Here is a 23,115-nt window from a genome sequence, read left to right as displayed (position 1 = left end):
TTAACCGGGTATCGTTAACCTTTGACCGATTCGTTGAGTTGAAAGGACTCCCCATGTCAGTACTGCGTATTCTGGCGCTGCTCGCCGCGACCGCCGCCGCGTTGCCCGCCCAGGCCAAGCCTGTGCTCCACGGCGCGGCGGCCGAGAACGGCATTCGTTGGCAATCATGTCTCAACAGCGGTTTTCAGCGCTGGTTCGATGAGCCGCCACCGCCGGGGCTGCGCTGCGGTTACCTTGAGGTGCCGTTAGCCTACGCCACGCCGCCCGCTCATGCGGCGCAGGCGGGCGAACAGACCGTGCGTTTGGCGCTGACCCTGCTGCCCGCCACCGGGCCGAAAAAGGGCAGCGTGGTGATGATCAGCGGCGGGCCGGGCCTGCCGGGCATCAATCCTTATTTGGGCAATGATGGTCACGTCGCCAGGCTGCGTAAATCCTACGATATCATCGGTTACGATCCGCGCGGCGTCGGCCAATCGACGCCGAAAATCTCCTGTCAGGTGGCCGAAGGCGACGAAACCCCGTCACCGGACGACAACGACGTGGCCGGTGCGGAGAACCAGACGCGCACCCTGATTGCCGCCTGCATCAAACAGACCGGCGCGGACGTGCTGCAACATATCGGCACCGACGAAGCGGTCAACGATCTGAACGCGATCCGCCACGCGCTGGGCGAACCGGGGCTGACGGCGGTGGCGTACTCTTACGGCACCAAGGTGGCGGCGCTGTATGCCGAACGTTTTCCGAAGAAAACGCGCGCGCTGGTGCTCGACGGGGTGGTGGATCTGGCGGAAGACGATTTCACCCAGCGGCTGAACCAGGAGCGGGGCTTCCAGCAAAGCTTCCTGCGCTTCGCCGCCTACTGCGGCAAAACCGACAGCTGCCAGCTGGGCGGCGGCGCCAATCAGGCGCTGCAGCGTTATCATGCCTTGCTGCGCAAGCTGCATGAGCAGCCGTTCGTCACCGCGGCGGGGTATGAAATCTCCGCCGACGACGTGCTGACGGTCACGCGTTCGCTGCTGCTGTGGCCGGAGCGCTGGCACGAGCTGGCGACCGTGCTGCGCCAGCTCGATGCCGGGATCGCCGGGCAGCAGGTTTCCGATCTGATCGACGAAAGCTATTCGCCGGATGCCGATGACGCGCTGAACGTCATCACCTGCGCCGACGTCGCCAACCCGACGGCCGATCCGCAGCTGTTGCGCCGGCAGCGGCAGGAGATCAATACCGCCGCTATGTATGCCCACTATCTGCCGCTGCACGAATACCCGCTGGAAATGTGCGATCTGTGGCCGTACCGCGGCAAAGATCGGCCGCACACGCCGGTGGAATCTGCCGCGTTGCCGCCGCTGCTGTTCGTCGCGCAGCGCTACGATCCGACCACGCCGTACCGCAACGCGCAGGTGATGGCCGCCGCCTTTAAAAGCCCGCTGATCACCCGCGAACGCGACGGGCATACGCTGGTGCTGAACGGCATCGACAGCTGCGTTGACGAAAGCGTGGTGGATTATCTGCTGGCGCCGAAAAAGCCGCGCCACGACAAGACTTGCCGTTGAGGAGGCCGGGCGGAAGCCCGGCCTGACAGCCAAGTCGCCTGCGTTTTAGAATTTCACCTCTTCCGCCAATGCCAGCGTCACGAATGGCCCCGACAGGGTCTGGTTATGGTGACGGATAATGGCTTCGGCACCGAGTTCCGCCGTGTCTGAACAGCTATGGGCGTCGGCGGCCAACACCATGTCAAATCCCAACTCTGCACCGCGCCGACACGCGGTGTCTACGCAGTATTGCGTTTTCATTCCCGAAATCACCAACCGACCGATGCCGGCTTGCTTAAGCCGCTCAGCCAGGCTAGTCTGGTAAAAACAGCTGGGATGGGTTTTATCGATGAACCAGTCGGTTTCCGCATCGGTGTCGAGATCGGGGTGAACTTGCCACCGCGGACTGTTTGCGGCGATAGGCGAACCTGTCGGGCCGGTGTGGCGAATAAACACTACGAGCGCATTCGCCACGCGTGCGGCGCGAATCAACGCATTGGTCTTCACCAGAAGGGTTTCGGCGGCGCCCGGCGGATCGTCCGGCGAGGCGAACAGGCCGACTTGCATGTCGATAATCAGCAGGGCGCTGCGCGGTGCGGGGATAGTTGGCATAGGTCTTCTCCGTAATGAAATTGCCGGCGGGCACGGAGAAATAAAAAACCCCGGCCATGGCTGGCGGGGCTTGGATACGTTGTTAGCTGATGCGCACCCGTGCAGCCCGCCATTGCGTGGCGGTTGCGGTGGTGGTGAGGACGTGCGCGAAGCGTTTCATAGCGTTGATAATGCGCGGTGGTGAGGGGGACGTCAAGAGGCTCCCCCCGCCATGTCAACCGGCGAAAATATGCGCCTGGCCCATCACGTTGAGAGTGACCTGAGAACCGGGCTGCAGGCCTTCGCGGCTGACGGTTTTGATCTCGATTTGCGCGCCGCCGGCGGCCATTTGCAGGTTGAGCGTAGAGACGAAGCCGGCGAAATCGATGCCGGTGATCACCGCCTGGCCGTGCTGCGCCGGATCTGACAAACCGATTTGAATCTGCTCCGGGCGCAGCATGATGCGCGCCGGGCCGCTGCGTTGCCGATCGTCGACGGCGATACGCCCCAATGCGCAGTCGGCCCAACCGTGCGCCAGTTCGGCGGTCAACACCAGCGTTTCGCCAAGGAAGCTGGCGGTCGGCTCATCGACCGGCCGCAGATAGAGATCTTGCGGCGCGCCCACCTGCGCCAGCCGGCCGTTGCGCATCACCGCTACCTGATCGGCGAACGACAGCGCTTCGCTTTGATCGTGAGTGACCAGAATCGACGCCACCTTGGCCTCCGTCAGCAGTTCGGCGACCGCTTTGCGGGTGGCGGCGCGCAGGCCGGTATCCAGCGCCGAGAACGGTTCGTCCAGCAGCATCAGCCGGGGTTGCTGCGACAGGGCACGCGCCAGCGCGACCCGTTGTTGCTGCCCGCCGGACAACTCGTGCGGCCACAGCGCGGCCAGACGGCGATCCAGCGCCACCATCTCCATCAGCGCCTCGATGCGCCGCTGTTTCTCACGCTTGCTGCCTTTAAGGCCAAAACCGATGTTGCCGGCGACGGTAAAGTGCGGGAACAGCGCGCCATCCTGCGGGACGAAGCCTATGCCGCGCAGATGCGCCGGCACCCAGCCGCCGCCGTTGCCCATGGCTTGCCCCTGCAGCAGGATCTGGCCGCCGTCAGGAATTTCAAAGCCGGCGATGATGCGCAGCAGGGTGGTTTTGCCGGAGCCGGAAGGGCCGACGATCGCCGTGCGGCTGCCGGCGGCAACCTGCAGGTCGATGTGTTCCAGCACCCTGATGGCGTTATAAGATTTTTCGATACCGTGCAGTTCGAGCGTCCTCATAGTCCCGCCGTGCGTTTAGATTGAGAATAAAGAAGCCAGGTGAGCGGCAATGACAGCGCCACCATAATCAGCGCATAAGGCGCGGCGGCGACGTAGTCTATCTCGCTGGTCAGCGCCCAAAATCCGGTGGCCAGCGTGCGAGTGCCGTTCGGCGCCAGCAACAGCGTGGCGGTCAGTTCATTGGCGATCGCCAGGAACACCAGCGCCGCGCCCGCCGCGGCACCCGGCGCCGCCAGCCGCAGCGTAGTGCTCCACAGCGCCTGCGCCGGCGATTTGCCGAGGCTGCGCGCCACGTTTTCCAATTCCACCGGCGCCTGTGCGATGCCGGCGCGCAGGTTGATCAGCGCCCGCGGCATAAACATCAGCAAATACGCCAGCAGCAGGGTGATTTCGGTTTGGTAAATCGGCCGGAAGCTGTGAATGGTGATGGTCACCAGGGCCAGCGCCACCACGATGCCGGGCAGCGAGCTGGTCATGTAGTTACAGCCTTCCAGCACGCGGTACAGCCGGGCCGGATAGCGCACCGACAGCCAGGCCATCGGAATGGCGCACAGCGTGATCAGCAACGCGCCGACGGCGGACAGCGACAGCGTTTGCCACAGCGCAGGCCACAGCTCGGCGTTGCGCCACACCTCGAATCCCCCCAGCCACAGCCAGCGGGCCAGGGTAATGAAAGGCACGCCCAGCGCCAGCGCGGTCAGCGAAATCGGCAGCAGCAGCGCCAGCGCGGCGAGCGGCAGCGAAAGGCGACGCGGCGTTTGGCTGCGGGCGCTGCCGGAACCGACGCGGGCATAGCGCGCGCGGCCGCGGCTGAGAGCCTCAAGCAGCAGTAACCCGAGGCAGCACAATACCAATACGCCGGCCAGCATGTTGGCCGCCGGGCCGTTGAAGGTCGATTGGAACTGATCGAAGATCGCGGTGGTGAAGGTATCGAAGCGGATCATGGCATACAGGCCATACTCCGCCAGCAGGTGCAATGCGATCAGCAGGGAACCGCCCCAGACCGCCAGCTTCAGCTGCGGCAGCACCACGCGGAAAAAGACCGCCAGCGGCCGGGAACCGAGCGAGGTGGCGACGTCTTCGATACCGGGATCCAGACGGCGCAGCACGGCGGCGGCCGGTAGGTAAATAAACGGGAAATAGGCGAGCACCGAGATGAAGACCCCGGCGCCCAGGCCGTGCATCGACGGCACCAGGCTGATCCAGGCATAGCTTTGCACAAAGGCCGGCACCGCCAGCGGCGCGGTGGCCAGTACCGCCCAGAGACGGCGGCCCGGCAGCGTGGTGCGCTCGGTCAACCAGGCCAGGGCCACGCCCAGCACGGCGCAGATCGGCAGCGTCAGCACCACCAACAGCAGGGTGTTCAACAGCAGTTCCGCCACGCGCGGGCGGAAAACCAGAGCGTTGACCGTTTGCCAGCCGGTTTCAAACGCCACGCCGATAACGAATCCCAGCGGCAACAGCGCCAGCAGCGACAGCAGCACGGCGCTGGCCACTACGATCGCCCCCGGCCGCTGATGACGGGGGATAACAGAATAACGCCGCGCGGTCTGCGCGGCGTGGGTACTCAGGTTTGACATAACGATCAAAAACTCTCGGTTTGCCGGCGGGCCTTACAGCAGGCCGGCTTCGGTCATCAGTTCGACCACTTTTTTACTGTTCAGCTGCGCGGCATCTACTTTCGGTGCGTCCAGATCTTTCAGCGGCACCAGTTTCGGGTTGGAGGCCGCGCCGACGCCGACGGCGTACTCGAAAGCATTGTTGGTGCGCAGGATCTCCTGGCCCTGTTTGCCGGTGATCCACTTGATGAACGCCTGAGCCTGCTGCTGATGCTTGCTGGAAGCCAGCACGCCGCCGCCGGAGATGCTGACGAACGCGCCCGGATCCTGATGTTTGAAGTAGTACAGCTTGATGTTGTTGCTGTTCTCGCCGGTTTTAGCGCCATCCACGAACGGGTAGTAGTGATAGATCACGCCGCTGTCGACCTGGCCGGCATTGACCGCTTTCATCACCGTGCTGTTGCCCTTATAGGCGGTGAAATTGGTTTTCATCGCTTTCAGCCATTCCAGCGTCGCTTTCTCGCCTTTCAGCGCCAGCAGCGCGCTGACGATCGCCTGGAAATCGGCGCCCGACGGCGAGGCGGCCCAGCGGCCTTTCCATTCCGGCTTGGCCAGGTCCAGCAGCGACTTCGGCAGCTGTGCTTCGGTCAGTTTGGCCGGGTTGTAGACGAACACGGTAGAGCGGGCGGCGATGCCGGTCCAGCGGCCGTGGCTTGGGCGATACTGCGGTTCCACCTGGGCCAGCGTCGCGGCGTCCAGCGGGGCGAACAGCTTGGCGTTATCCACCAACACCATCGCCGGGGAGTTTTCCGTCAGGAACACGTCGGCAGGCGAGGCGCTGCCTTCCTGCACCAGCTGATTGCCCAGCTCGCTGTCGCCGCCGTTGCGCAGCGTGACCTTGATGCCGGTGTCTTTGGTAAACCCGTCGACCCAGGATTTGACCAGGTTTTCATGTTGGGCGTTGTAAATGACGATGCCCTGATCGGCCGAGGCCGCCTGAGCGCCGAAGGCCAGCATCATCGAGGAGGCGAGCAGGGCGACGGGGCCGAGAGATGAAATACGCAGCTTCATGCAGTTATCCTTTTAGCGTTCGAATGAGGAAAACGAATATCGCCTGGCAAGCGCAAGCAGGCCGATTTTAGCCAAGAACATCAATAATGATAGTGAAAACGATTCGTATTAAATTATTTTTGACGATCGCTCACAAAGTGAATTGCCCTAAGGATAAGTTAAGTTTCGGCTGGAATAATCTGTATTGATTGTCTGAATAGAATTGGGGCGCGTTACCTCACAGTGAGCGGCCACCTGCCATCGCAGGCAGCCGCCCGTCAGGCTTGCTTCTTGTCACGCCAGCACAAACTCACCGTTGCCAACGCCGAAGAACTGCCCGTTGATGCTGCTCGCCCACTGCGGCGGATGAACCAAAGAGGCCAGCACCCGGCCATTCTCCAGCAGCGTCAGGACGATCGAACCGGGGTTGATGGCCAATTGCAGGGTTAACGGAACGCCGATCAGATTTTCGGCATCGGGTACGGTGCCTTGCAAATAAATCGTCGGGATGTTGATGTTACCGTCTGAGCCAGTGCCAGTGGCCTGGCCGACAAAACGCACCGATGTACCGTTTGATGGGGCATTGGGACCAATATTGGCAGGCTGTGCGGAAATTTGCACGGTCTCCGCATGTGGCGCGCAGCCACACCCACAGCCACAGCCCTGGAAGCTGAAGTAGCCGCAGATATTTTGTTGGCACCCGCATCCACACAAGGATTGCGGATGCACTTGCTGGTTGAACGCCGGTTTCAATTGCGGATGTTGGTTGAGCAGCGCCTGACGGCTCTGCACTTCCGCGTTATAAGCGTCACGTGATTGTTTATTCAATGCGTTAGCCTGTTCAGGCGTAATATCTTGCAGTGAAGGCATATGTAAACCCCTATGATTTTTGCTGAGTTAGTCTGAAATGCATATCACGCTGAATCCGGTTAGCCACCAGACAGGTAATTGCATCTGAATGGAAATAGTTATTGCCGTTGGCAGAAAAACGGTATGGCAACCAAACCGTTACATCCTATCCTTTCGGCACGCGTTTATATATTTGGATTTGTCTTCTGGTAATTATCTCTTATTAAATCATTCGCCAGTTATTGGTTTGATAACCAACGGCGGCCTCGTGTTAGTCTCGAAGCCATTTAAAGGTAGTTAGGTGTCACAGAGATATCAAGTGGGTTTTCTACTGTTATTTTTACATTGAAAAGCAACTTATTTAGCATGTCCATTATTTTGATTTTAACCTTTTTCGTACCCGATTAATTAATATGGGGTAAGTGAGGGTGTTTTTTAATTAATTGATTTTTATGAAGTTAAGTTGTAGTTATATTTTTTGTGAATATTCTTAATATATTCATTGAGGTAACGGGTAAACGCGGGTTTGCATTTGACTTATATCAGTTCTTTGTCGAATCTGTAATGGTTATTAACCTGTTTCAATATTGACGGCTTGTTATCGACTGGCGATCTTTTTCTTCAGTCTTTTCATGTCGTTCTTCAGCGTTTCGCACAGGCATTAATAACACGGGCCGCCAACGCGAATTAAGAATTATATTCACCAAAAAATAGTGAGAGAGGTGTCTATGTCTAATGGACCGTTTTATACCAATCCGATCGTGGTTATCGATGTAGCTAATGATTGCGTGCATGTGGAGATGGCGATCGATGGAGGACTATACGAAAACGTATTTCCGTTATCGGTAGCGGCTAATGAACCCTATCCGAAATTGCTGGTGAATCTGGCGATCCAGGCGCAAGCGAGCGGTAAATCATTAATGGTGTGGGGGGAGCCCGGCCCGGAACCGGTTAAAGGCCTGCCGCTGTTTGGTATCACGACCGTGAACATCAAGTAGGGGACGGCAACGCGCATTGTGTTGAAAGCGGGAAGCGCGGTGAGGGGTATTCCTTTGATAATGAAAGAAATTCAACACCGCTTTTGGTTATGACTCATAGCGATTAATGATTTAATTTATTCCACTGCCACATTGCATATTGAACGCGATAAAACACTAATCAGGGATATCGACGTGAAATATTCATTTAATGGCAAGAAACTGGCTGGTTTAATCCTCCTGGCTTTTAACGCGACGGCAGCTCAGGCGGCCGACGTACCGGCGGGCGCTAAACTGGCGCCGGTACAGGAATTGGTGCGCGCCAACGGCTATGAACCGGCGACGCTGGATCCGAACCTGGCCGAGAGCAATGTGGAGTTCTACATATTCAACGATTTGTTCGAAGGTTTGCTGCGCGTCGGTAAAGACGGCGAAGCGATCCCGGCGCTGGCGCAGAAATGGGAGCATCAGGGCAACGTCTGGACCTTCCATCTGCGGCCGCAGGCCAAATGGTCGAACGGCGATCCGGTAACCGCCGACGATTTCGTCTACAGCTGGCGGCGCCTCACCGATCCGAAAACCGCGTCGCCGTACGGCAGCTATCTGGCTTCGGCCTACGTGCTTAATGCGGCGGCGATCAACGCCGGCAGCAAACCGCCGAGCGAGCTGGGCGTCAAGGCACTGGACGCGCATACCCTGCAGGTGACGCTGTCGGAGCCCAACTCCTACCTGCTCAAGCAGCTGGTACATTTTCCGGTCTTGCCGGTTAACCGCAAGGTGGTGGAACAGTACGGCAAGAACTGGACTCAACCGGCGCATTTTGTCGGCAACGGCGCATTCCGTCTCAGCCAGTGGGTGGTGAACGAAAAGGTGGTGGTGGAGCGTAACCCGCAGTATTGGGACAACGCCAACACCGTGCTCAACAAGGTGACGTTCTTGCCGATACAGGGCTTCCCGGAAGTGGCGCGTTTTCGCGCCGGCGAGGTTGAGTTGGGGTATACCACGCCGCCGGAGCTGTATCAGCAGCTGAAAAAAACGCTCGGTGAGCAACAGCTGGTGACCTATCCGCTGCTCTCCACCAGTTATTTTGCCTTCAACAACCGCCAGGCGCCGTTTAACGACCTGCGGGTGCGCCAGGCGCTGAATCTGGCGCTGGACAAAGAGATTATCGCCGGCAAGGTGCTGGGATACGGCCAACAGCCGGCCTGGACCTTTACCCCAACGGGGGCGGGCGGCTATAGCCTGCAGCCCGGCGCGGCGGCCGGCTGGACGCCGGAACAACGGCACGCCCAGGCGAAGCAACTGCTGGCGCAGGCCGGTTTCAACGCCGAGAACCCGCTGCGGTTTACCGTGCTGTACAGCAATGACGCCACCATCAAGAAGATCGTCATCGCCGCCGCCGCCATGTGGAAAAAGAACCTAGGGGTAGAGGCCAGCTTGCAAAGCCAGGAGCGTAAAGTGACGCTGGATAATATCAACCGCGGGCAGTACGGCGTGGCCTTTACCCGCTGGCTGGCCGATTACAACGATCCATCCACCTTCCTGAACGTGTTCCGTTCCGACAGCAGCGAGAACAGCCCCAAATACCATAACCCGGACTATGACCGCATTCTGCATCAGGCGACGGCGGCGCAGACGCCGCAGCAGGTGCAACAATATTTCCAGCAGGCTGAGGCGGTGCTGGCCGCCGATACGCCGGTGGCACCGGTGTACTACGAGGCTAACGCCACGCTCATTAAACCTTACGTGAAGGGGATCGACTTTACCCGTCAGGGCGCCTTGTATGATAAAAACGTCTATCTTCTCGAGCACTGAGAAATAAAAAACGGCTGATTTATATCAGCCGTTTTTATAGATTCGTGTTTAATAACATTATCCTAAATACTCCATAAACGACGGGCAATCTTTTCTTCCCGCTGAAGAAAACACCGCCTATACTGCGCCGGTAGTTTATATGCAGTATCTCGTTTGGCGAGGCTCCTATACAAACACAGGTTACTGATCTGACGACATCGAGAGATGCCCAAGGTTAAGACAGGCTTTATCGGATTAAGGTTCAGCCCAAAGTAACTTCCGAGCAACAATTCGGATACGTTGTATAGTGCTAAAACCTGGACGCGGAGATAGGCAGTCTGCACTCCCTCTGTGGTTACGCCCCTATGCGATTCGCTGTTGAAGTTCAAAACAGAAATAGGGACTGACAATGATCAAGTCACATCAACATTATTCTTCTCCGGCGCTGAGCGCGACTGAAACTCTCGACGAGACCTCGGTCGCCGGCTATATGAACGCCGATTTTATTACTGTTCCCGCGACGATGACGGTCAATCATGCCCGGGAATATTTACTTTCACAGCTTAAAACGGACGAAATACCCACCCGGGTATTTATTACCGCGGACGATTATCATCTGCGCGGCACGCTGTCGGTGAAAAAACTGCTGCAGTGCGACGAGCAGGATAAAGCGGTCGGCGTGATGATGGACCACAGCTATTTTCAGGTTTCGCCCGACGACGATCGCAACGACGTGGCGCATCTACTCGGCAAGGGCGGCCTGGACGTGGTGCCGGTCGTGGCGAACAACACGCTGGTTGGCGTGCTGGGGGAGCGAGAGATCGCCCGCCTGGTCGAGGATGAAAACACCGAAGACGCGCAGCGCCAAGGCGCGAGCCTGCCGCTGGACAAGCCTTATCTGGAGACCAGCCCGTGGGCGCTGTGGCGTAAACGTTCGGTGTGGCTGCTGATGCTGTTCGTCGCCGAAGCTTACACCGGCAACGTGCTGAAGGCGTTTGAAGATCAGCTCGAAGCGGCCATTGCGTTGGCGTTCTTCATCCCGCTGCTGATCGGCACCGGCGGCAACAGCGGCACCCAGATCACCTCGACGCTGGTGCGCGCCATGGCGCTGGGTGAGGTCAGCCTGCGCAACCTGGGCGCGGTGATCCGCAAGGAAGTGACGACCTCGCTGCTGATTGCCGTCACCATTGGCCTGGCGGCCTGGGTACGCGCCTGGATCATGGGCGTCGGCATGGAGGTGACGTTGGTGGTCAGCCTGTCGCTGGTGGCAATCACCGTGTGGAGCGCGATTGTCTCGTCGATCATTCCGATGCTGTTGAAACGTCTCGGCATCGATCCGGCGGTGGTATCGGCGCCATTTATTGCTACCTTTATCGACGGCACCGGCCTGATTATTTATTTCAAAATTGCCCAGCAGGTATTGGGTATTTAACCGCGCTCCGCCCGATGTTGCGGGCGGAAATGTAAAGCCTTAATGAGGAGGACGTTAAAAAACATGGATACCGACCAACCCCGATATTTAACGCAAGGGGCTTTTATCGATAACATTTAACCTGAGGACAAAATAATGGGAAACATGACTATTTTTATGGGATTCCTGGCAATGATCAGCTCACTGGGCCTGTTAGCGGCCTATATGAGCACCAAATGGGATGATTGATGAACGCAAAAGATCCGCCTAGATGCATCCTCCCCGTAACCGCTATTTATTATGGGGAGGATTTTTAGCGGCGCGCCGAACGCGCGGCCTGATACGGGAGTTGATAATAATGACGATTCTTATTCTGGGATTGCTCTACGCCATTTTAATGATCTCGGTGGGCGTTAATGAGATTTATTTTTATTCCACCGGAAAATCCAATTTTCTTACTAGCCTCATGCTGACATTTTCTGGCAGTATGCTGCTGATCGCCTTTGTCTGGCAATTATCCTCTAAAGTAAAAAAATAAATCACCGTCCGAATGTGAGCAGCATAATGCAGAATGAAAAACAGGCCGTGGCCAGAAACTCGATGATTGCCAGCGGGTTACTGGCTACGGGCAAGTTCGTCGCCGGTATTTTTACCGGCAGTATTGGCCTGATATCCGAAGGGATCCACTCTTTTACCGATTTTATTGCCACCAGCATCACCTGGCTGGCGGTGCGCATCAGCGATAAGCCCGCCGATGACGATCATCACTTCGGCCACGGCAAGGTGGAAAACCTGGCGGCGCTGTTCGAGGTGCTGCTGTTGCTGGGCGCCGCCGGCTGGATCGTTTATGAGGCCGGCAGCAGCCTGCTCGGGCAACCGCATGAGATCGTCGCCGCGCCGGTGGTGATTGCGGTGCTGCTCATTTCCATCTGCGTCGATTTCTTCCGCGTGCGGGCGCTCAACCGCGTCGCCAAAGCGACCGACAGCGCGGCGCTGGAAGCGGATGCGCTGCATTTCTTCTCCGATATGCTTTCGTCCGGCGTGGTGCTGCTGGGCATGGTGTTTGTGCTGCTGGGCTTTGGCCGTGCGGACGCCATCGCCGCGCTGATCGTCGCCGGCTTTATCTTTGTCGCCGCGATCAAACTGGGCAAACGCTCCTTCGACTCGTTGATGGATGCCGCGCCGGCCGGGGCTACTGAGGCGATCCGCGCCACGCTGGCAAGTTTTCCGGCGGTGCTGGCCTGCGACAGCGTGCGCATTCGCAACGCCGGCGCGGTGCTGTTTGTCGAAATCACGGTTGCGGTGTGCCGCACCTTGCCGCTGGAACGCATCGACGCGCTGAAGCGAGAGATCGTCGAGCGGCTGCGGGAGCTGTACGCCAGCGCGGAATTTACCGTCATCGCGGTGCCGCAAACCCGCAGCGATGAAGACATGGCGACGCGCATTCGGGCGATCGCCGCCAACCACGGCGCGCAGGTGCAGAATGTGACCTTGCAGCAGCTGCCGACGCGCATGGCGATCGGCATGGATTTGGCGGTGCCGGCCAACGCCAGCGTGGCGCAGGCGCATGACATTGCCACGGAGATAGAGGGGATCCTGCGCCAGGCGATCGGTGAAGACACCGAGATAGAGACGCACCTGGAGCCGCAGACGCCACATTGGCTGACCAGCGAGGATGTCGATGCGACGGAGCTGGCCGATATTCGCCGCATCCTGCAGTCGGCGCTGGAGCAGGGAGAGAGCGTGCAAGACGTACACAACGTCCGCGCGCGCAAGACCGACGGGGGCATCATCGTCAACTTCCACTGCCGGGTGTCGCCGGCGGTCACCATCGCCGCCGCGCACGATGCGGTCGATCGGGTCGAGCGCCGGCTGCGCTCGCTTTATCCTGCCATCACGCGCGCGATAGGGCACGTCGAGCCGATCAAGCCTGGCATTTGAATCAGTTCGACCAACTGCGGATAGAGCGCCGCGTTGGCCAGCAGCAGCGGGTTGCCGCGCCGCAACCCGTCGTTGTGCATAAAGTCATTCGCCACGCCGCCGGCTTCGCGCGTCAGCACCCAGCCAGGCAGGCTGTCCCAGGCATTCATGTGCGGTTCGTAATAGCCCAGCAGCCGACCGGCGGCCACCTGGGCGGTCATCAACGCGCCGGAGCCGCTGCGCACAAACATCCCTCCCGCCTGCAGCAGGCGACAGAGAAAGCCGCTGAATTCCGCCGCTGAAGCGCGCGGTGAAATCCCGACGCCCATCACGCCATCCGCGACGCTGCGCCCGGCATGCACGCCGATCGGTTCCCCGTTGAGAAAGGCGCCGTGGCCGCGACAGGCGCGGAACATCTCGCGGTGGTTGGGATCGTAGACTACGCCTATCGTCGGCTCGCCGTCGATCACCACGCCTATCGCGATACACCAGGTATGCAATCCGTTCAGGAAGCAGGCGGTGCCGTCAATCGGATCGACGACCCAAACGCAGGCGGCGTTTTCGCCGGTGCTGCCGCTTTCCTCGCCGAGAAACCCGTCCTGAGGAAAGCGCCGGCTGATCATGCGGCGGATCAGCGCTTCGACGCGGCGATCGGCCTCGCTGACCACGTCCTGCAGCCCCTGTTTGAAGTCGACAGCCAGAGTTTGCCGCCGTTGATAAAAGCTGAAAGCGAGATCGGCGGCGGCGCGGGCGATCTCACGCGCAAAGCGGTAGCGCGCCTCGATGTCCCGTGGGTAAAGTGAAGTCATGGCAGGCTCGATAGCAAAGGACGAATCGTGTTACCCTGCCATAAAAGGATGAAGGTAATGTGTCGCTCAGCGCGGCGGGGATGAAAAACGCAGCTGCATTATGGCATCGGGGGCCGATAGCGGTTCGGTCGTGGCCCCGGCCGGTATTACCGCGCGCCAAAACGCCAGCCCGCGCGGATTATCCGGGCTGACCGACAGCGACCAGCCGCCGGGATGTTGCGCGAACAAGGCGTGGGCGGCCCGTTGCCCCAGCCCGGTGCGCCGCCACTCGGGCTTGACGTAGAACTCCGCCATTTCGACGGTGGCGCTGTCCAGGCGCCGGACCAACGCGAAACCGGCCGTTTGCCGATCGCTCAAAATCAAATAGGGGTAGCGGCCGACCTCGCGCCAGTAGAGCGGCATATAGGGGTAATCGCCATCGGCGCCCAGCTCGCGAAGGCAATCGGACAGCATGACCGCCAGCAGTGGCCGCTGCGCGTGTGTAGCCTGCTCAAGGGAAAATGCCATGTCGCACTCCGTCAAAAAAACAGGCCGCCGGAGGGCGGCCTGTCAAGGTTAGCCCAGATTCAACCGGGCGGTGATGTCGGCAATCTCGCGGCGCCAGCGCGCCTGAAGCGCCGGTTTCTGGTGCTTCGGCTTGCGCGCCAGGTCGTCCTCCAGTTTGCTTTCGAGGGCAAACAGGGCGGTTAGCAGCGCTTCTTCGCCTTCCAAGCGCTCATCTGGCGTCGGGCCGCCTGCGTTGGCCTTGCCCGCCGTCGGCAGCGCCGGCGCTTCGCCCGCCAGGCGCTGATACACCGGCGCCAGATCGTGCCACTCCTCCAGTTTTTGCTGGTCGATCAGCCAAAAGCGGTTGCAGCTCTGTTCGATCAGCATCCGGTCATGGGTGATCAATATGACGGCGCCGGCGAACTGGCGCAGCGTTTCCGCCAGCTCTTCTTTGCCTGCCATGTCCAGGTGGTTGGTGGGCTCGTCCAGCAGCAGCAGCGAATGGTTGGCCAGCGTCAGGCCGACGAACAGCAGCCGCGAACGCTCGCCGCCGCTCAGCGAACGGATCTGCTGATGGTGGCGCAGGTAAGGGAAACCGGCGCCGATCAGCGCCATTTTCCGCTGTTCCTCGGTCAGCGGCGCAAACTGCGCCAGCGCTTCGCTCAACGTGTCTTCATCGCGCAGCTGTTGCAGGCTCTGATCGTAATAGCCGATGCGCACGCGCGGGTGGAAGATCGCCGGGCGTTCCGCGGGGTGCTGATACGCCTGCCACAGCAAGCGCAGCAGCGACGATTTCCCGCAGCCGTTGCGCCCGACGATGGCGATGCGATCGCCGCTTTTGACGCGCAGATGCTCCAGGCTGAACAGCACCGGCGCATCCGGCGCCGGGCGCACGGTCCATTGCGGCAGCGCCAGCAGGCGATCGGCGTCCAGCGCCTCTCCCTGTAATCGCAGCCGCCACGGGCTACCGGCGGTCAGGGTGGTCTGTTCTTACTTCAACCGATCGACGCGCTTTTCCATTTGCTTGGCTTTGCGCGCCAGATCTTCGTTGTCATAGACCTTGCCCCAGGTCGCCAGGCGTTTGGCGCTTTTTTCCACCCGGTCTATCTCTTTTTGCTCGGCCTGGCGCCGATGCTCGTCCGCAGCGTCCTGTTCCGCCAGTGCGGCGCGCGCAGCGGAGCAGGGCAAACGGTAGAACTGCAGCGTTTTATCGCGCAGGATCCAGGTACAGTTGGTCACCTGATCGAGCAGATAGCGATCGTGCGATACCAGCACGAAGCTGCCGCTCCAGCTGCGCAAGAACTGCTCCAGCCACAGCAGCGTGGGCAGATCCAGGTGGTTGCTGGGTTCGTCGAGCAGCAGCAGATCGGGCTGGCGGATCAGCGCGCGCGCCAGCAGCAGGCGGGTGTGCTGGCCGCCGCTGAGGGTGCCGGCGGTCAACGTCCAGCTCCCCGGTTCAAACCCCAGCTCGGCAAGCAGCGCTTCACAGCGCCAGCGTTCGCTGAGGTGTTGGCCCGCGGGCAATTGCGCCAGTACCGCATCCAGCAGGGTGCTGGCGTGCAGCTCAGGCGGCAGGTGTTGTTCGATGCGCGCCATCAGGCATTGGTGTGACAATGTCACCGTTCCGCTGTGGATGGGCTGGGCGCCGCTGAGCAGTTGCAGCAGGGTGCTTTTGCCGCAGCCGTTGTCGCCGATCAAACCGATGCGATCGCCTTTTTTCAGGCTGAAGGAAATCTCGCTCAGCAGGACGCCGAACGCGTTGTCGTAACCGACAGATTGTGCAGACAGTAGTGTGCTCATTGCTTACTCAAGAGTTACAGGCATGACAATGCCTATCGTCAAACATCGCTGACGACAACCCGGTAAGCCGGAGGGAAGATCCTGGATTTTAGTAAGCTTCGCTCAAGCTGGGTTATCGCAGCACGATAACGGTAATGCTTGAGCGGCGACGATTACCAAAGAAGTGTGAGTGAAAAAACAATTCACACGTCAGCATAGTAAGTCTCCTTTTATTGGTTGCAGGTTAATCGGTGGCAGGAGTATAGAGCGCTTTGCGCCGCGCCGCCAGTGTAAAAGCGCCTGAATAATCAGCAGGCTAAGTCCGGTGGGCGCGCTTGGCACACAATGGGAATAATTACTGTATTTCGGCCGACATTAAGCAGCTATTATAATTAGCGTTTATGGTTAAGCGACGGTTCATCCGCCGCCTGTTCGTCTGTCTATCAGATAATGATGCTGAGCACTGAATTTATGTTAAAGCCTCGCCCGTTCCTGCTGTTGTTGTTATTGCTGTTGGGTTTGCAGCTGACGCCGCTCGCCGCCGTCGCCGCTACCCAGGATGATCCCGCCGCCGAAAGCGCGCCCGATCCCGCCACGCAGCTGAAAGCCGCGCAAAAGCAGTTGGACAGCATGAAGCAGCTGGTTTCCAAAGCGACCACCGATACCCAGCTCAGCAAACTGCGGCTGGCGACTGACGATCTGGTCGCCGGCATGGAAAAACTTGCCACCGATCTGCAGCCCGAGCAGGACAAACTGAAAGCGCAGCTGGACGTCCTGGGGCCGGCCCCGGCGGCCGGTGCACTGCCGGAAACCCCGGCGGTGGCCCAGCAGCGCAACGCGCTGAACAACAGCAAAAAGCAGCTGGATGACGCGGTGAAACGCGCGCAGGCCATCAAGAGCAGCGCCTTCGATCTGGGGCAGCAGATTGGCGATCTGCGCCGGGTGGCGTTTAAAACCCAGCTGGCGCTGAATACCGGCAGCATTTTGGGCATCAAATTCTGGGCGCCGGTGCTGCAGCCGTCAGAGGATGACGTACAGCGGCTGGATCAGTTCAACGCCGAGATGAAAGCGGCCTGGGACGCCAGTTGGCAGGACGAATGGCGGTACGGCACGCTGGCGTTGCTGGCGCTGGCGGTGATTGTCTGGTCCTGGGGGCGCTATTTCTCCGAGCGTTTCCTCGCCTGGGTCAGCATCCGTTTTCTGCCGGACGGGCGACTGCGCCGCAGCTTTATGGCGATCGTTACCGTGGCGGTGACGGTGATCACCACCTCCATCGCGCTGAACCTGCTGTATTACGTCTTTGTCCGCGTGCAGCCGCTGCCGGTGACGCTGGAGGATTTCGCGGAAGGTTTCAACCGTCTGGGGATTTTCTGCGCGCTGATCGCCGGGCTGGGGCGTGCGGCGTTGTCTCTGAATCGCCCGTCGTGGCGTCTGGCGTCCATGGATAACGACGTGGCCGCCGGGCTGCGTTACTTCTCGCCGCTGCTGGCCGGCCTGGCGCTGGCGTTCGGCACCGTAGAGCTGATCAACAACGTCGTCAGCGCTTCATTGGCCACCACCATTTTCGGCAACGGCCTAGTGGCGGGGTTGATCGGCATGGTACTGCTGGCGGCGCCGCTGCGCGGCCAGCGCATTCGTCGCCGTCTGGAACAGCAGGGCGCGCACCTGGAAAAACGCACGCTGATCGGCGGGCTGGTGCACCTCGTCACCCTGGTCTGTTCGATGGTGATTCTGTTTTCCCTGCTCATCGGCTACATCGCCTTCGCCCGCTTCCTGACCTACCAGCTGATCTGGGTGGTGCTGGTGCTGATGGCGTTCTATTTTATGGTGCTGTTCGCCACCGATTTGTGCGCCGCGCTGTTTTCGCCGCAGACCGTCAGCGGCAAGATGCTGAAGAAAACGCTCAGCTTCAAGGATCGCCATCTGGAACAGATGTCGATCATCACCACCGCGCTGGCCAAATGCTCCCTGTTGCTGTTGATGATCGTCGCGCTGTTCAACGGCTCATTCGGCAGCACCACGCCGGGCTCGCTGATGGAGAAAATCGTCTCCATCCTGACCGGTGAAGGGCTGCAGCGTTTCAACATCGTGCCCGGCAACCTGCTCAACGCCGTGATCTGCCTGGCGATCGGCATCTATATTTTGCGTGCGGTGCGGCGCTGGCTGGGGTCTGAACTGCTGCCGAAAACCATCTCGGACGTCGGCATTCGCGCCTCGCTGGTGACGCTGTTCAGCAATATCGGCTATGTGCTGGTGATTCTGATCACCCTGGCGGCGCTGGGCATCCAGTGGAGCAACCTGGCGTGGATCGTCAGCGCCCTGTCGGTTGGTATTGGTTTCGGTTTGCAGGAGATCGTGAAGAACTTTATTTCCGGCCTGATCCTGCTGACCGAACGCCCGGTGAAGGTGGGGGATATGATCGGCATCGGCGGCGTGGAAGGCGACGTGCGGCGCATCAACGTGCGCGCCACCGAAATTCAGCTCAGCGACCGTTCCACCATGATCGTACCGAACTCGCAGCTGATCTCGCAGAACGTGCGCAACGCCACCATGGGCAACGCGCAAGGGGTGGTGACCATTGCGCTGACGTTCCCGACCTCCATCGATCCGGAGCAGGTGCGCAATATCTTGCTCAGCGCCTATAACGAGTACGAAACCATTCTGGAAACGCCGGCGCCTTACGTGCGCTTCAGCCAGCTGGGGCCGGACGGCATTATCCTGAGCGTGACCGGCTACGTGCCGAGCCCGCGCATGGTCGGCGCCACCAAGAGCGAACTGCTGTTCAATATCCTCAAGCTGCTGCGCGCGCAGGAAGTGAGCCTGTCCAGCCCGCAGGAAGTGGTGTTTATGAAGCAGCAGGCGACGCGATATCAGGCCAACGAAGAGGAGCACTCCTCCTAGTCCCCCTAAGGCGGCGGGCCTCTACGCGACGGCCCGCCGAACGCGGCTAGTACATCGACGGCTCCACCGATTGCGAGCAGTCGCTGTTGGCGCTGGATTTGGTGCAGGTATAAGGCTCATTCGGCGATGCCGACGGCGCATTCGACGGGCCGCCGCCGCCGCCGATACACCCGCTCAGCATCAGCATCAAAAACACGAGAATTATTTTCTTCATCTCACCGTCCTCCATTGCGATTCTTCCCTTAAGTATATGTCGGGAAAGCGAACGGCACCGCTCGCCGGGGCGATCTATACTCCTTTGATGCCTTGTTGGCGCACAACGTCGGCGAATGAGGAGGAAAAGATGCAAACCGACGACGAGTTGACCCGCTTTGCCGCGCAGGGCGCGCCGCCGTTGCCGCCCACGTCCAGGCAGGGATTTGTCGAACATGACGGGGCGCGCATCTGGTATGCCGCCTATGGCGTGGCGCCGACGGTGATCCTGCTGCACGGCGGCCTGGGCCACAGCGGCAACTGGGGGTATCAGCTGCCGGCGCTGCTGGCCGCCGGGTATGGCGCGCTGGTCATCGACAGCCGCGGGCACGGGCGCAGCACGCGCGACGCCCGGCCTTACCGTTACGATCGCATGGCCGATGATCTGTTGGCGGTGATGGACGCGTTGCGGATCCCGCACGCCGCGCTGGCGGGCTGGAGCGACGGCGCCTGCGTCGCGCTTATCGCCGCCCATCGGGCGCCGCAGCGGGTGGACGGCGTCTTTTTCTTCGGCTGCAATATGGATCCCAGCGGCGTTAAACCGCCGGCCGCCAACCCGATCGTCGAGCGCTGCTTCGCCCGCCACGTGCAGGACTATGCCGCGCTGTCGCCTACGCCGCAGGAGTTCGATGAATTTGTCGCCGCCGTGAGCCTGATGATGAGCAGCCAGCCGAACTACACCGCGCAGGAATTGGCGGCCATTCGTGTGCCGGTGACGATCGTTCACAGCGAACACGATGAGTTTATCCGCGCCGAGCATGCTGCCTACCTGAGCGGCAGCATTCCCGGCGCCCGTCTGGTGACGCTGCCGGGCGTCAGCCACTTCGCGCCGCTGCAGCGGCCGGCGGTGTTCAACCGCGCGCTGTTGGATTTTCTCGCCGATGTGATGCCGCCGCCTGCGCGTTGACGTGCGTTGTTCTATGCTGGAGGCGGGGTATTTTGACATCATCGAAGAGGACATCATGAGCGAAAGCATCGTGGTCAGGCCGCTGGAAGCGCGGGATTACGCCGCCTGGCTGGCGCTGTGGCAAGGGTATAACGCATTTTACGGCCGTGAGGGGGCAACGGCGCTGCCGGACGAGGTGACGCAGACCACCTGGCGGCGTTTTTTCGACGCCTACGAACCGATGTTTGCGCTGGTCGCGGAGCATCAGGGCCAGGTGGTCGGGTTGACGCACTACCTCCTGCACCGCAGCACCACCCAGCTGCAGCCTAACTGTTATCTGCAGGATCTGTTCACTGCGGAGACGGTGCGCGGCAAAGGCGTAGCGAGAGCGCTGATCGCGGCGGTCTACGAGCGTGCGCAGCAGCTGGGGTTGCCGCGGGTTTATTGGAATACCCACGAAACCAACCAGACCGCCATGCGGCTGTATGACAAGGTGGCGGAGCGCCCCGGTTTCGTGATGTACCGCAAGGCGCTTTGACGCCGGGCGAAAAGAAAACGGGCGCCAAACGGCGCCCGGAGATGGGGGGTTAGAAATCGACCGTCGCCTGCAGGCTGAGGCTGCGCGGTTCGCCTTCAATCACGCGCAGGTTACCGGCGCTGGAGGCGTAGTATTCGCGGTTAAACAGGTTTTTCACATTCAGTTTCAGCTGAGTATGTTTGCCAAGCAGCTTGCTGTCCCAAGCGACAAAGGCATCCGCCACGGTGTAGGCCGGCATGGTGAAGCTGTTCTCCGGATCGCCGGCGCGGCGGCCGACATAGCGCGCACCGCCGCCCACGCGCACCTCGCCGGGCACCACCGGCAGCGTCATGCGGTGGCTGAGATACAGGCCGCCCATGTTGGTCGGGGCGTTGACCAGCCGGTTGCCGACGTTGGCCGGATTGAGGTTGTCTTCGACGATCTCGGTTTTGTCGTAGCTGTAGTTGGCGGTGAGATCCCAGTTGGGCGCCACTTCGCCGTTCAACTCCAGTTCAGCACCGGTGGATCGCGCCTTGGGAATGCTGCGGGTCACGCCGTTGATAAAGATCGACATATTGCTTTCATCAATACGATAGAGCGCCAGCGTGGCGTCGAACGCCGGGGCGATCTGCCATTTGCCGCCCACCTCATAGGTGGTGCCGGTTTCCGGCGTGGCGACGTTGCCGTTATCGTCGATGGCGGTGGACGGCGTGAAGGAACGGCTGTAGTTACCGTACAGAGACAGGTTCGGCGTCAGCTTATACACCAGCCCCGCCTGCGGCAAAAACTGATCGTCTTTGTCATTGAGCGTATTTTTCGGCTTCTGGAAACCGTTGCTGTTGTTCTGGTAATACGACTGATAGCGTGCGCCGAGCACCGCAATCCACCGGTCGGAGAGATGAATGCTGTCCTTGGCGTACAGGGAGCGGCTGAACAGCGTCGTGCGCAGGTTGCTCAATGCGTCGTTGTAGGTGGTGCTGTCGGTGACGGGCGCTTCGCCATACGCCGGATCGTACATGTTGAACGTCTTCGACACTTTGCCGCGATAGGAGTAGGCCTTGTAAGTCTGGTTCTTTTCGTAGTCCACGCCCAGCAGCAGGTCGTGTTGCATGCCGAACACCTCCGGCGAACCGGTCACATCCCAGGAATAATAATCGGTCTGGTGATTGAAGCCGCGGTTGGCGTCGGCGCGGCGCGAAACGATGCCGGTCGCGGTGTCGATCGCGGTGGCGCGCACTTCGTTGCTGTCGTAACGGCGTTGCAGCCAGGCGTAGTTGAGGCGGGTGGTCCAGATCGGATCCAGCGCATATTCATAATGGGCGTTCAGGCGTTTGTTCTTGCCCCAGGCGCGGTTGGCGTAGTCATCCAGCCGGCGGTTATAGGGCACATCGACCGGTTTGCCGTCGATAAACGCGGTGCCGCGATCGTAAGGAATGTCGTATTTGTACTCGCTGTAGGCGATGTTAAAGGAAGCCTGGTCGCCGAACCAGCTGAGTGAAGGAGCGATCAGCGTGTGTTCGTCGCTGCCGAAGTTACGCCAGTAATCCTCGTGCTGTCGCTCGGCGATCAGGCGGAAGGCGAAGCCGCCGCCCAGCGGGCCGGTCACATCGACGCTGCCGCTGCCGCCGCCGAAGCTGTTGGTGGCGCCGCTAATGCGGGTGTTCCAGTCATACTGCGGTTTTTTGCTGATCAGGTTGATGACGCCGCCGGGGCTGAGGATGCCATACAGCAGCGAAGCGGAACCTTTCAGCACCTCGACGCGATCGGTGGTGGCGTCCATGCTCAGCCCTTGGTTGCTGCGCACGCCGTCGATGAACACCGAACCGTCGGAGTTAACCCCAAAGCCGCGTTTGACGAAGCCATCCTCGGTGCCGCCGAGCGTGTTGCCCTGGGTGACGCCGCTGACGAATTTCATCGCGTCATTGACGCTTTTGACCTGGAAGTCGTCAATCACCTGTGAGGTGACGACGCTGACCGATTGCGGCAGTTCACCGATTGGCGTGGCGGTTTTGCTGCCGGTTGAGGCGGTATCGGCGCTATAGCTGCCGGCAGGCAGGGCGGTGGCGGTCACCGTGATGGCGTCTTCCTTTTTTGCGTCGGGCGCGGCGGCGATCGTCAGGGCGGGAAACAGGCCGGCGATCAGGGGCAGCGAGCGGAAAACGTGATTTTTTTTGTTTTTGTTGGGGCGGCGAAGAACTGACTGGTGCATATCATTCCATGGTAAATAATAAATAATAACGATTATCATTATAATTATCGTTTAATGGGCTTGGATAGAGGGCAAAGGAGAGATCCGCGCATTGCCCGATTATATTTTGTCATCAAGGAAAAAGACGGCGGTTTTACCGGTAAAAATCCGACGAATTGACCATAATGATCAAGACGGCCGGGATGCCTTGGCAGTTTCTGCGCCAGATAGGCGAATGTCGTCAATATATTGATACACAAATATATTTTTCCTTGATGAATAAACAGGTGTCCGGACCGGCAAAACTGGCAATAATAGGCGGGTCGGCCGTTTATCTTCTCCTC

19 protein-coding genes, 1 pseudogene and 1 riboswitch are annotated in these 23,115 nt (G+C 59.9%); of the genes and pseudogenes, 10 read left to right on the top strand and 10 right to left on the bottom strand.

The genetic code is table 11. The features are described from left to right. Positions 1–53 precede the first annotated feature (53 nt). The gene (locus tag AC4PR2_RS17590; protein ID WP_421115017.1) at positions 54–1,550 is read left to right on the top strand and encodes an alpha/beta hydrolase; all 1,497 of its coding nucleotides are present in this window, start codon (positions 54–56) and stop codon (positions 1,548–1,550) included. 45 nt (positions 1,551–1,595) lie between these two features. Here the strand turns inward: AC4PR2_RS17590 and AC4PR2_RS17585 are convergent, their stop codons facing one another. The 5 genes from AC4PR2_RS17585 to AC4PR2_RS17565 all read right to left on the bottom strand — a co-directional run bounded on the left by AC4PR2_RS17585 (position 1,596) and on the right by AC4PR2_RS17565 (position 6,872). Further along, positions 1,596–2,141, bottom strand: a complete 546-nt coding sequence (locus AC4PR2_RS17585; RefSeq protein WP_492175319.1) for a cysteine hydrolase family protein — start codon at positions 2,139–2,141, stop codon at positions 1,596–1,598. A 214-nt stretch (positions 2,142–2,355) separates the two neighbouring features. Beyond that, positions 2,356–3,393 carry an ABC transporter ATP-binding protein gene (locus AC4PR2_RS17580; protein WP_443014512.1) on the bottom strand — a complete coding sequence of 346 codons (1,038 nt, stop codon included), beginning with the start codon at positions 3,391–3,393 and terminating at the stop codon, positions 2,356–2,358. Next, on the bottom strand, positions 3,390–4,973 hold the full coding sequence (locus AC4PR2_RS17575) for an ABC transporter permease (protein WP_443014513.1): 1,584 nt from the start codon (positions 4,971–4,973) through the stop codon (positions 3,390–3,392). Before AC4PR2_RS17575 ends, AC4PR2_RS17580 begins: the two co-directional genes overlap by 4 nt. Positions 4,974–5,006: 33 nt before the next feature. After that, on the bottom strand, positions 5,007–6,023 hold the full coding sequence (locus tag AC4PR2_RS17570) for an iron ABC transporter substrate-binding protein (RefSeq protein ID WP_060418774.1): 1,017 nt from the start codon (positions 6,021–6,023) through the stop codon (positions 5,007–5,009). A gap of 273 nt (positions 6,024–6,296) precedes the next feature. Then, the gene (locus AC4PR2_RS17565) at positions 6,297–6,872 is read right to left on the bottom strand and encodes a hypothetical protein (protein WP_033643163.1); all 576 of its coding nucleotides are present in this window, start codon (positions 6,870–6,872) and stop codon (positions 6,297–6,299) included. A gap of 707 nt (positions 6,873–7,579) precedes the next feature. Here AC4PR2_RS17565 and AC4PR2_RS17560 point away from each other — a divergent pair. The 6 genes from AC4PR2_RS17560 to AC4PR2_RS17535 all read left to right on the top strand — a co-directional run bounded on the left by AC4PR2_RS17560 (position 7,580) and on the right by AC4PR2_RS17535 (position 12,974). Beyond that, positions 7,580–7,849, top strand: a complete 270-nt coding sequence (locus tag AC4PR2_RS17560) for a hypothetical protein (RefSeq protein WP_033643162.1) — start codon at positions 7,580–7,582, stop codon at positions 7,847–7,849. 174 nt (positions 7,850–8,023) lie between these two features. Further along, a complete protein-coding gene (locus tag AC4PR2_RS17555; protein WP_060418776.1) occupies positions 8,024–9,643 on the top strand; it encodes an ABC transporter substrate-binding protein in 1,620 nt (539 codons plus the stop codon). Between the two features lie 141 nt (positions 9,644–9,784). Further along, positions 9,785–9,958: riboswitch (M-box (ykoK) riboswitch) on the top strand. A gap of 73 nt (positions 9,959–10,031) precedes the next feature. Beyond that, positions 10,032–11,054, top strand: coding sequence for a magnesium transporter (locus AC4PR2_RS17550; protein ID WP_049199101.1), 1,023 nt, complete (start codon positions 10,032–10,034; stop codon positions 11,052–11,054). Positions 11,055–11,189: 135 nt separating this feature from the next. Continuing rightward, positions 11,190–11,282 carry a protein MgtS gene (mgtS, locus tag AC4PR2_RS17545; protein ID WP_004938109.1) on the top strand — a complete coding sequence of 31 codons (93 nt, stop codon included), beginning with the start codon at positions 11,190–11,192 and terminating at the stop codon, positions 11,280–11,282. Between the two features lie 109 nt (positions 11,283–11,391). After that, positions 11,392–11,571: a hypothetical protein gene (locus AC4PR2_RS17540; protein ID WP_004938106.1), complete on the top strand. Its 180-nt coding sequence runs from the start codon at positions 11,392–11,394 to the stop codon at positions 11,569–11,571. Positions 11,572–11,597: 26 nt separating this feature from the next. Continuing rightward, a complete protein-coding gene (locus tag AC4PR2_RS17535) occupies positions 11,598–12,974 on the top strand; it encodes a cation diffusion facilitator family transporter (RefSeq protein ID WP_180548645.1) in 1,377 nt (458 codons plus the stop codon). Here the strand turns inward: AC4PR2_RS17535 and AC4PR2_RS17530 are convergent. The 3 genes and pseudogenes from AC4PR2_RS17530 to AC4PR2_RS17520 all read right to left on the bottom strand — a co-directional run bounded on the left by AC4PR2_RS17530 (position 12,917) and on the right by AC4PR2_RS17520 (position 16,048). After that, positions 12,917–13,762 (bottom strand): inositol monophosphatase family protein, encoded by an 846-nt coding sequence (locus tag AC4PR2_RS17530; RefSeq protein ID WP_492175318.1) that lies wholly within the window; start codon positions 13,760–13,762, stop codon positions 12,917–12,919. The two genes, AC4PR2_RS17535 and AC4PR2_RS17530, sit on opposite strands and share 58 nt — an antisense overlap. A 66-nt stretch (positions 13,763–13,828) precedes the next feature. Beyond that, on the bottom strand, positions 13,829–14,269 hold the full coding sequence (locus tag AC4PR2_RS17525) for a GNAT family N-acetyltransferase (protein ID WP_492175317.1): 441 nt from the start codon (positions 14,267–14,269) through the stop codon (positions 13,829–13,831). A 48-nt stretch (positions 14,270–14,317) separates the two neighbouring features. Further along, positions 14,318–16,048, bottom strand: a pseudogene (locus AC4PR2_RS17520) (ABC-F family ATP-binding cassette domain-containing protein). 450 nt (positions 16,049–16,498) lie between these two features. On the opposite strand from AC4PR2_RS17520, the gene AC4PR2_RS17515 reads away from it, so the two are divergent. Next, a complete protein-coding gene (locus tag AC4PR2_RS17515) occupies positions 16,499–18,928 on the top strand; it encodes a DUF3772 domain-containing protein (RefSeq protein WP_060440688.1) in 2,430 nt (809 codons plus the stop codon). Positions 18,929–18,974: 46 nt separating this feature from the next. Here AC4PR2_RS17515 and AC4PR2_RS17510 read toward each other — a convergent pair whose 3' ends face one another. Next, positions 18,975–19,142 (bottom strand): hypothetical protein, encoded by a 168-nt coding sequence (locus AC4PR2_RS17510; RefSeq protein ID WP_164550866.1) that lies wholly within the window; start codon positions 19,140–19,142, stop codon positions 18,975–18,977. Between the two features lie 129 nt (positions 19,143–19,271). Between AC4PR2_RS17510 and AC4PR2_RS17505 the strand changes: the two genes are divergently transcribed. Next, positions 19,272–20,087, top strand: coding sequence for an alpha/beta fold hydrolase (locus AC4PR2_RS17505; RefSeq protein WP_443014514.1), 816 nt, complete (start codon positions 19,272–19,274; stop codon positions 20,085–20,087). Between the two features lie 55 nt (positions 20,088–20,142). After that, the gene (locus AC4PR2_RS17500) at positions 20,143–20,604 is read left to right on the top strand and encodes a GNAT family N-acetyltransferase (RefSeq protein WP_060419689.1); all 462 of its coding nucleotides are present in this window, start codon (positions 20,143–20,145) and stop codon (positions 20,602–20,604) included. Positions 20,605–20,653: 49 nt separating this feature from the next. Here AC4PR2_RS17500 and AC4PR2_RS17495 read toward each other — a convergent pair whose 3' ends face one another. After that, the gene (locus tag AC4PR2_RS17495; RefSeq protein ID WP_369819275.1) at positions 20,654–22,792 is read right to left on the bottom strand and encodes a TonB-dependent siderophore receptor; all 2,139 of its coding nucleotides are present in this window, start codon (positions 22,790–22,792) and stop codon (positions 20,654–20,656) included. Positions 22,793–23,115 lie beyond the last annotated feature (323 nt).

It is taken from the genome of Serratia sp. A07 (genome assembly GCF_058725505.1).
This window is presented reverse-complemented; position numbering and strand designations above follow the sequence as displayed.

Coding starts and splice junctions, on each gene's coding strand:
- AC4PR2_RS17565 (WP_033643163.1), bottom strand. CDS start 6,872: ATGCCTTCACTGCAAGATATTACGCCTGAACAGGCTAACGCATTGAAT.
- AC4PR2_RS17590 (WP_421115017.1), top strand. CDS start 54: ATGTCAGTACTGCGTATTCTGGCGCTGCTCGCCGCGACCGCCGCCGCG.
- AC4PR2_RS17495 (WP_369819275.1), bottom strand. CDS start 22,792: ATGCACCAGTCAGTTCTTCGCCGCCCCAACAAAAACAAAAAAAATCAC.
- AC4PR2_RS17570 (WP_060418774.1), bottom strand. CDS start 6,023: ATGAAGCTGCGTATTTCATCTCTCGGCCCCGTCGCCCTGCTCGCCTCC.
- AC4PR2_RS17510 (WP_164550866.1), bottom strand. CDS start 19,142: ATGAAGAAAATAATTCTCGTGTTTTTGATGCTGATGCTGAGCGGGTGT.
- AC4PR2_RS17560 (WP_033643162.1), top strand. CDS start 7,580: ATGTCTAATGGACCGTTTTATACCAATCCGATCGTGGTTATCGATGTA.
- AC4PR2_RS17535 (WP_180548645.1), top strand. CDS start 11,598: ATGCAGAATGAAAAACAGGCCGTGGCCAGAAACTCGATGATTGCCAGC.
- AC4PR2_RS17580 (WP_443014512.1), bottom strand. CDS start 3,393: ATGAGGACGCTCGAACTGCACGGTATCGAAAAATCTTATAACGCCATC.
- AC4PR2_RS17550 (WP_049199101.1), top strand. CDS start 10,032: ATGATCAAGTCACATCAACATTATTCTTCTCCGGCGCTGAGCGCGACT.
- AC4PR2_RS17530 (WP_492175318.1), bottom strand. CDS start 13,762: ATGACTTCACTTTACCCACGGGACATCGAGGCGCGCTACCGCTTTGCG.
- AC4PR2_RS17540 (WP_004938106.1), top strand. CDS start 11,392: ATGACGATTCTTATTCTGGGATTGCTCTACGCCATTTTAATGATCTCG.
- AC4PR2_RS17585 (WP_492175319.1), bottom strand. CDS start 2,141: ATGCCAACTATCCCCGCACCGCGCAGCGCCCTGCTGATTATCGACATG.
- mgtS (WP_004938109.1), top strand. CDS start 11,190: ATGGGAAACATGACTATTTTTATGGGATTCCTGGCAATGATCAGCTCA.
- AC4PR2_RS17525 (WP_492175317.1), bottom strand. CDS start 14,269: ATGGCATTTTCCCTTGAGCAGGCTACACACGCGCAGCGGCCACTGCTG.
- AC4PR2_RS17575 (WP_443014513.1), bottom strand. CDS start 4,973: ATGTCAAACCTGAGTACCCACGCCGCGCAGACCGCGCGGCGTTATTCT.
- AC4PR2_RS17505 (WP_443014514.1), top strand. CDS start 19,272: ATGCAAACCGACGACGAGTTGACCCGCTTTGCCGCGCAGGGCGCGCCG.
- AC4PR2_RS17500 (WP_060419689.1), top strand. CDS start 20,143: ATGAGCGAAAGCATCGTGGTCAGGCCGCTGGAAGCGCGGGATTACGCC.
- AC4PR2_RS17515 (WP_060440688.1), top strand. CDS start 16,499: ATGTTAAAGCCTCGCCCGTTCCTGCTGTTGTTGTTATTGCTGTTGGGT.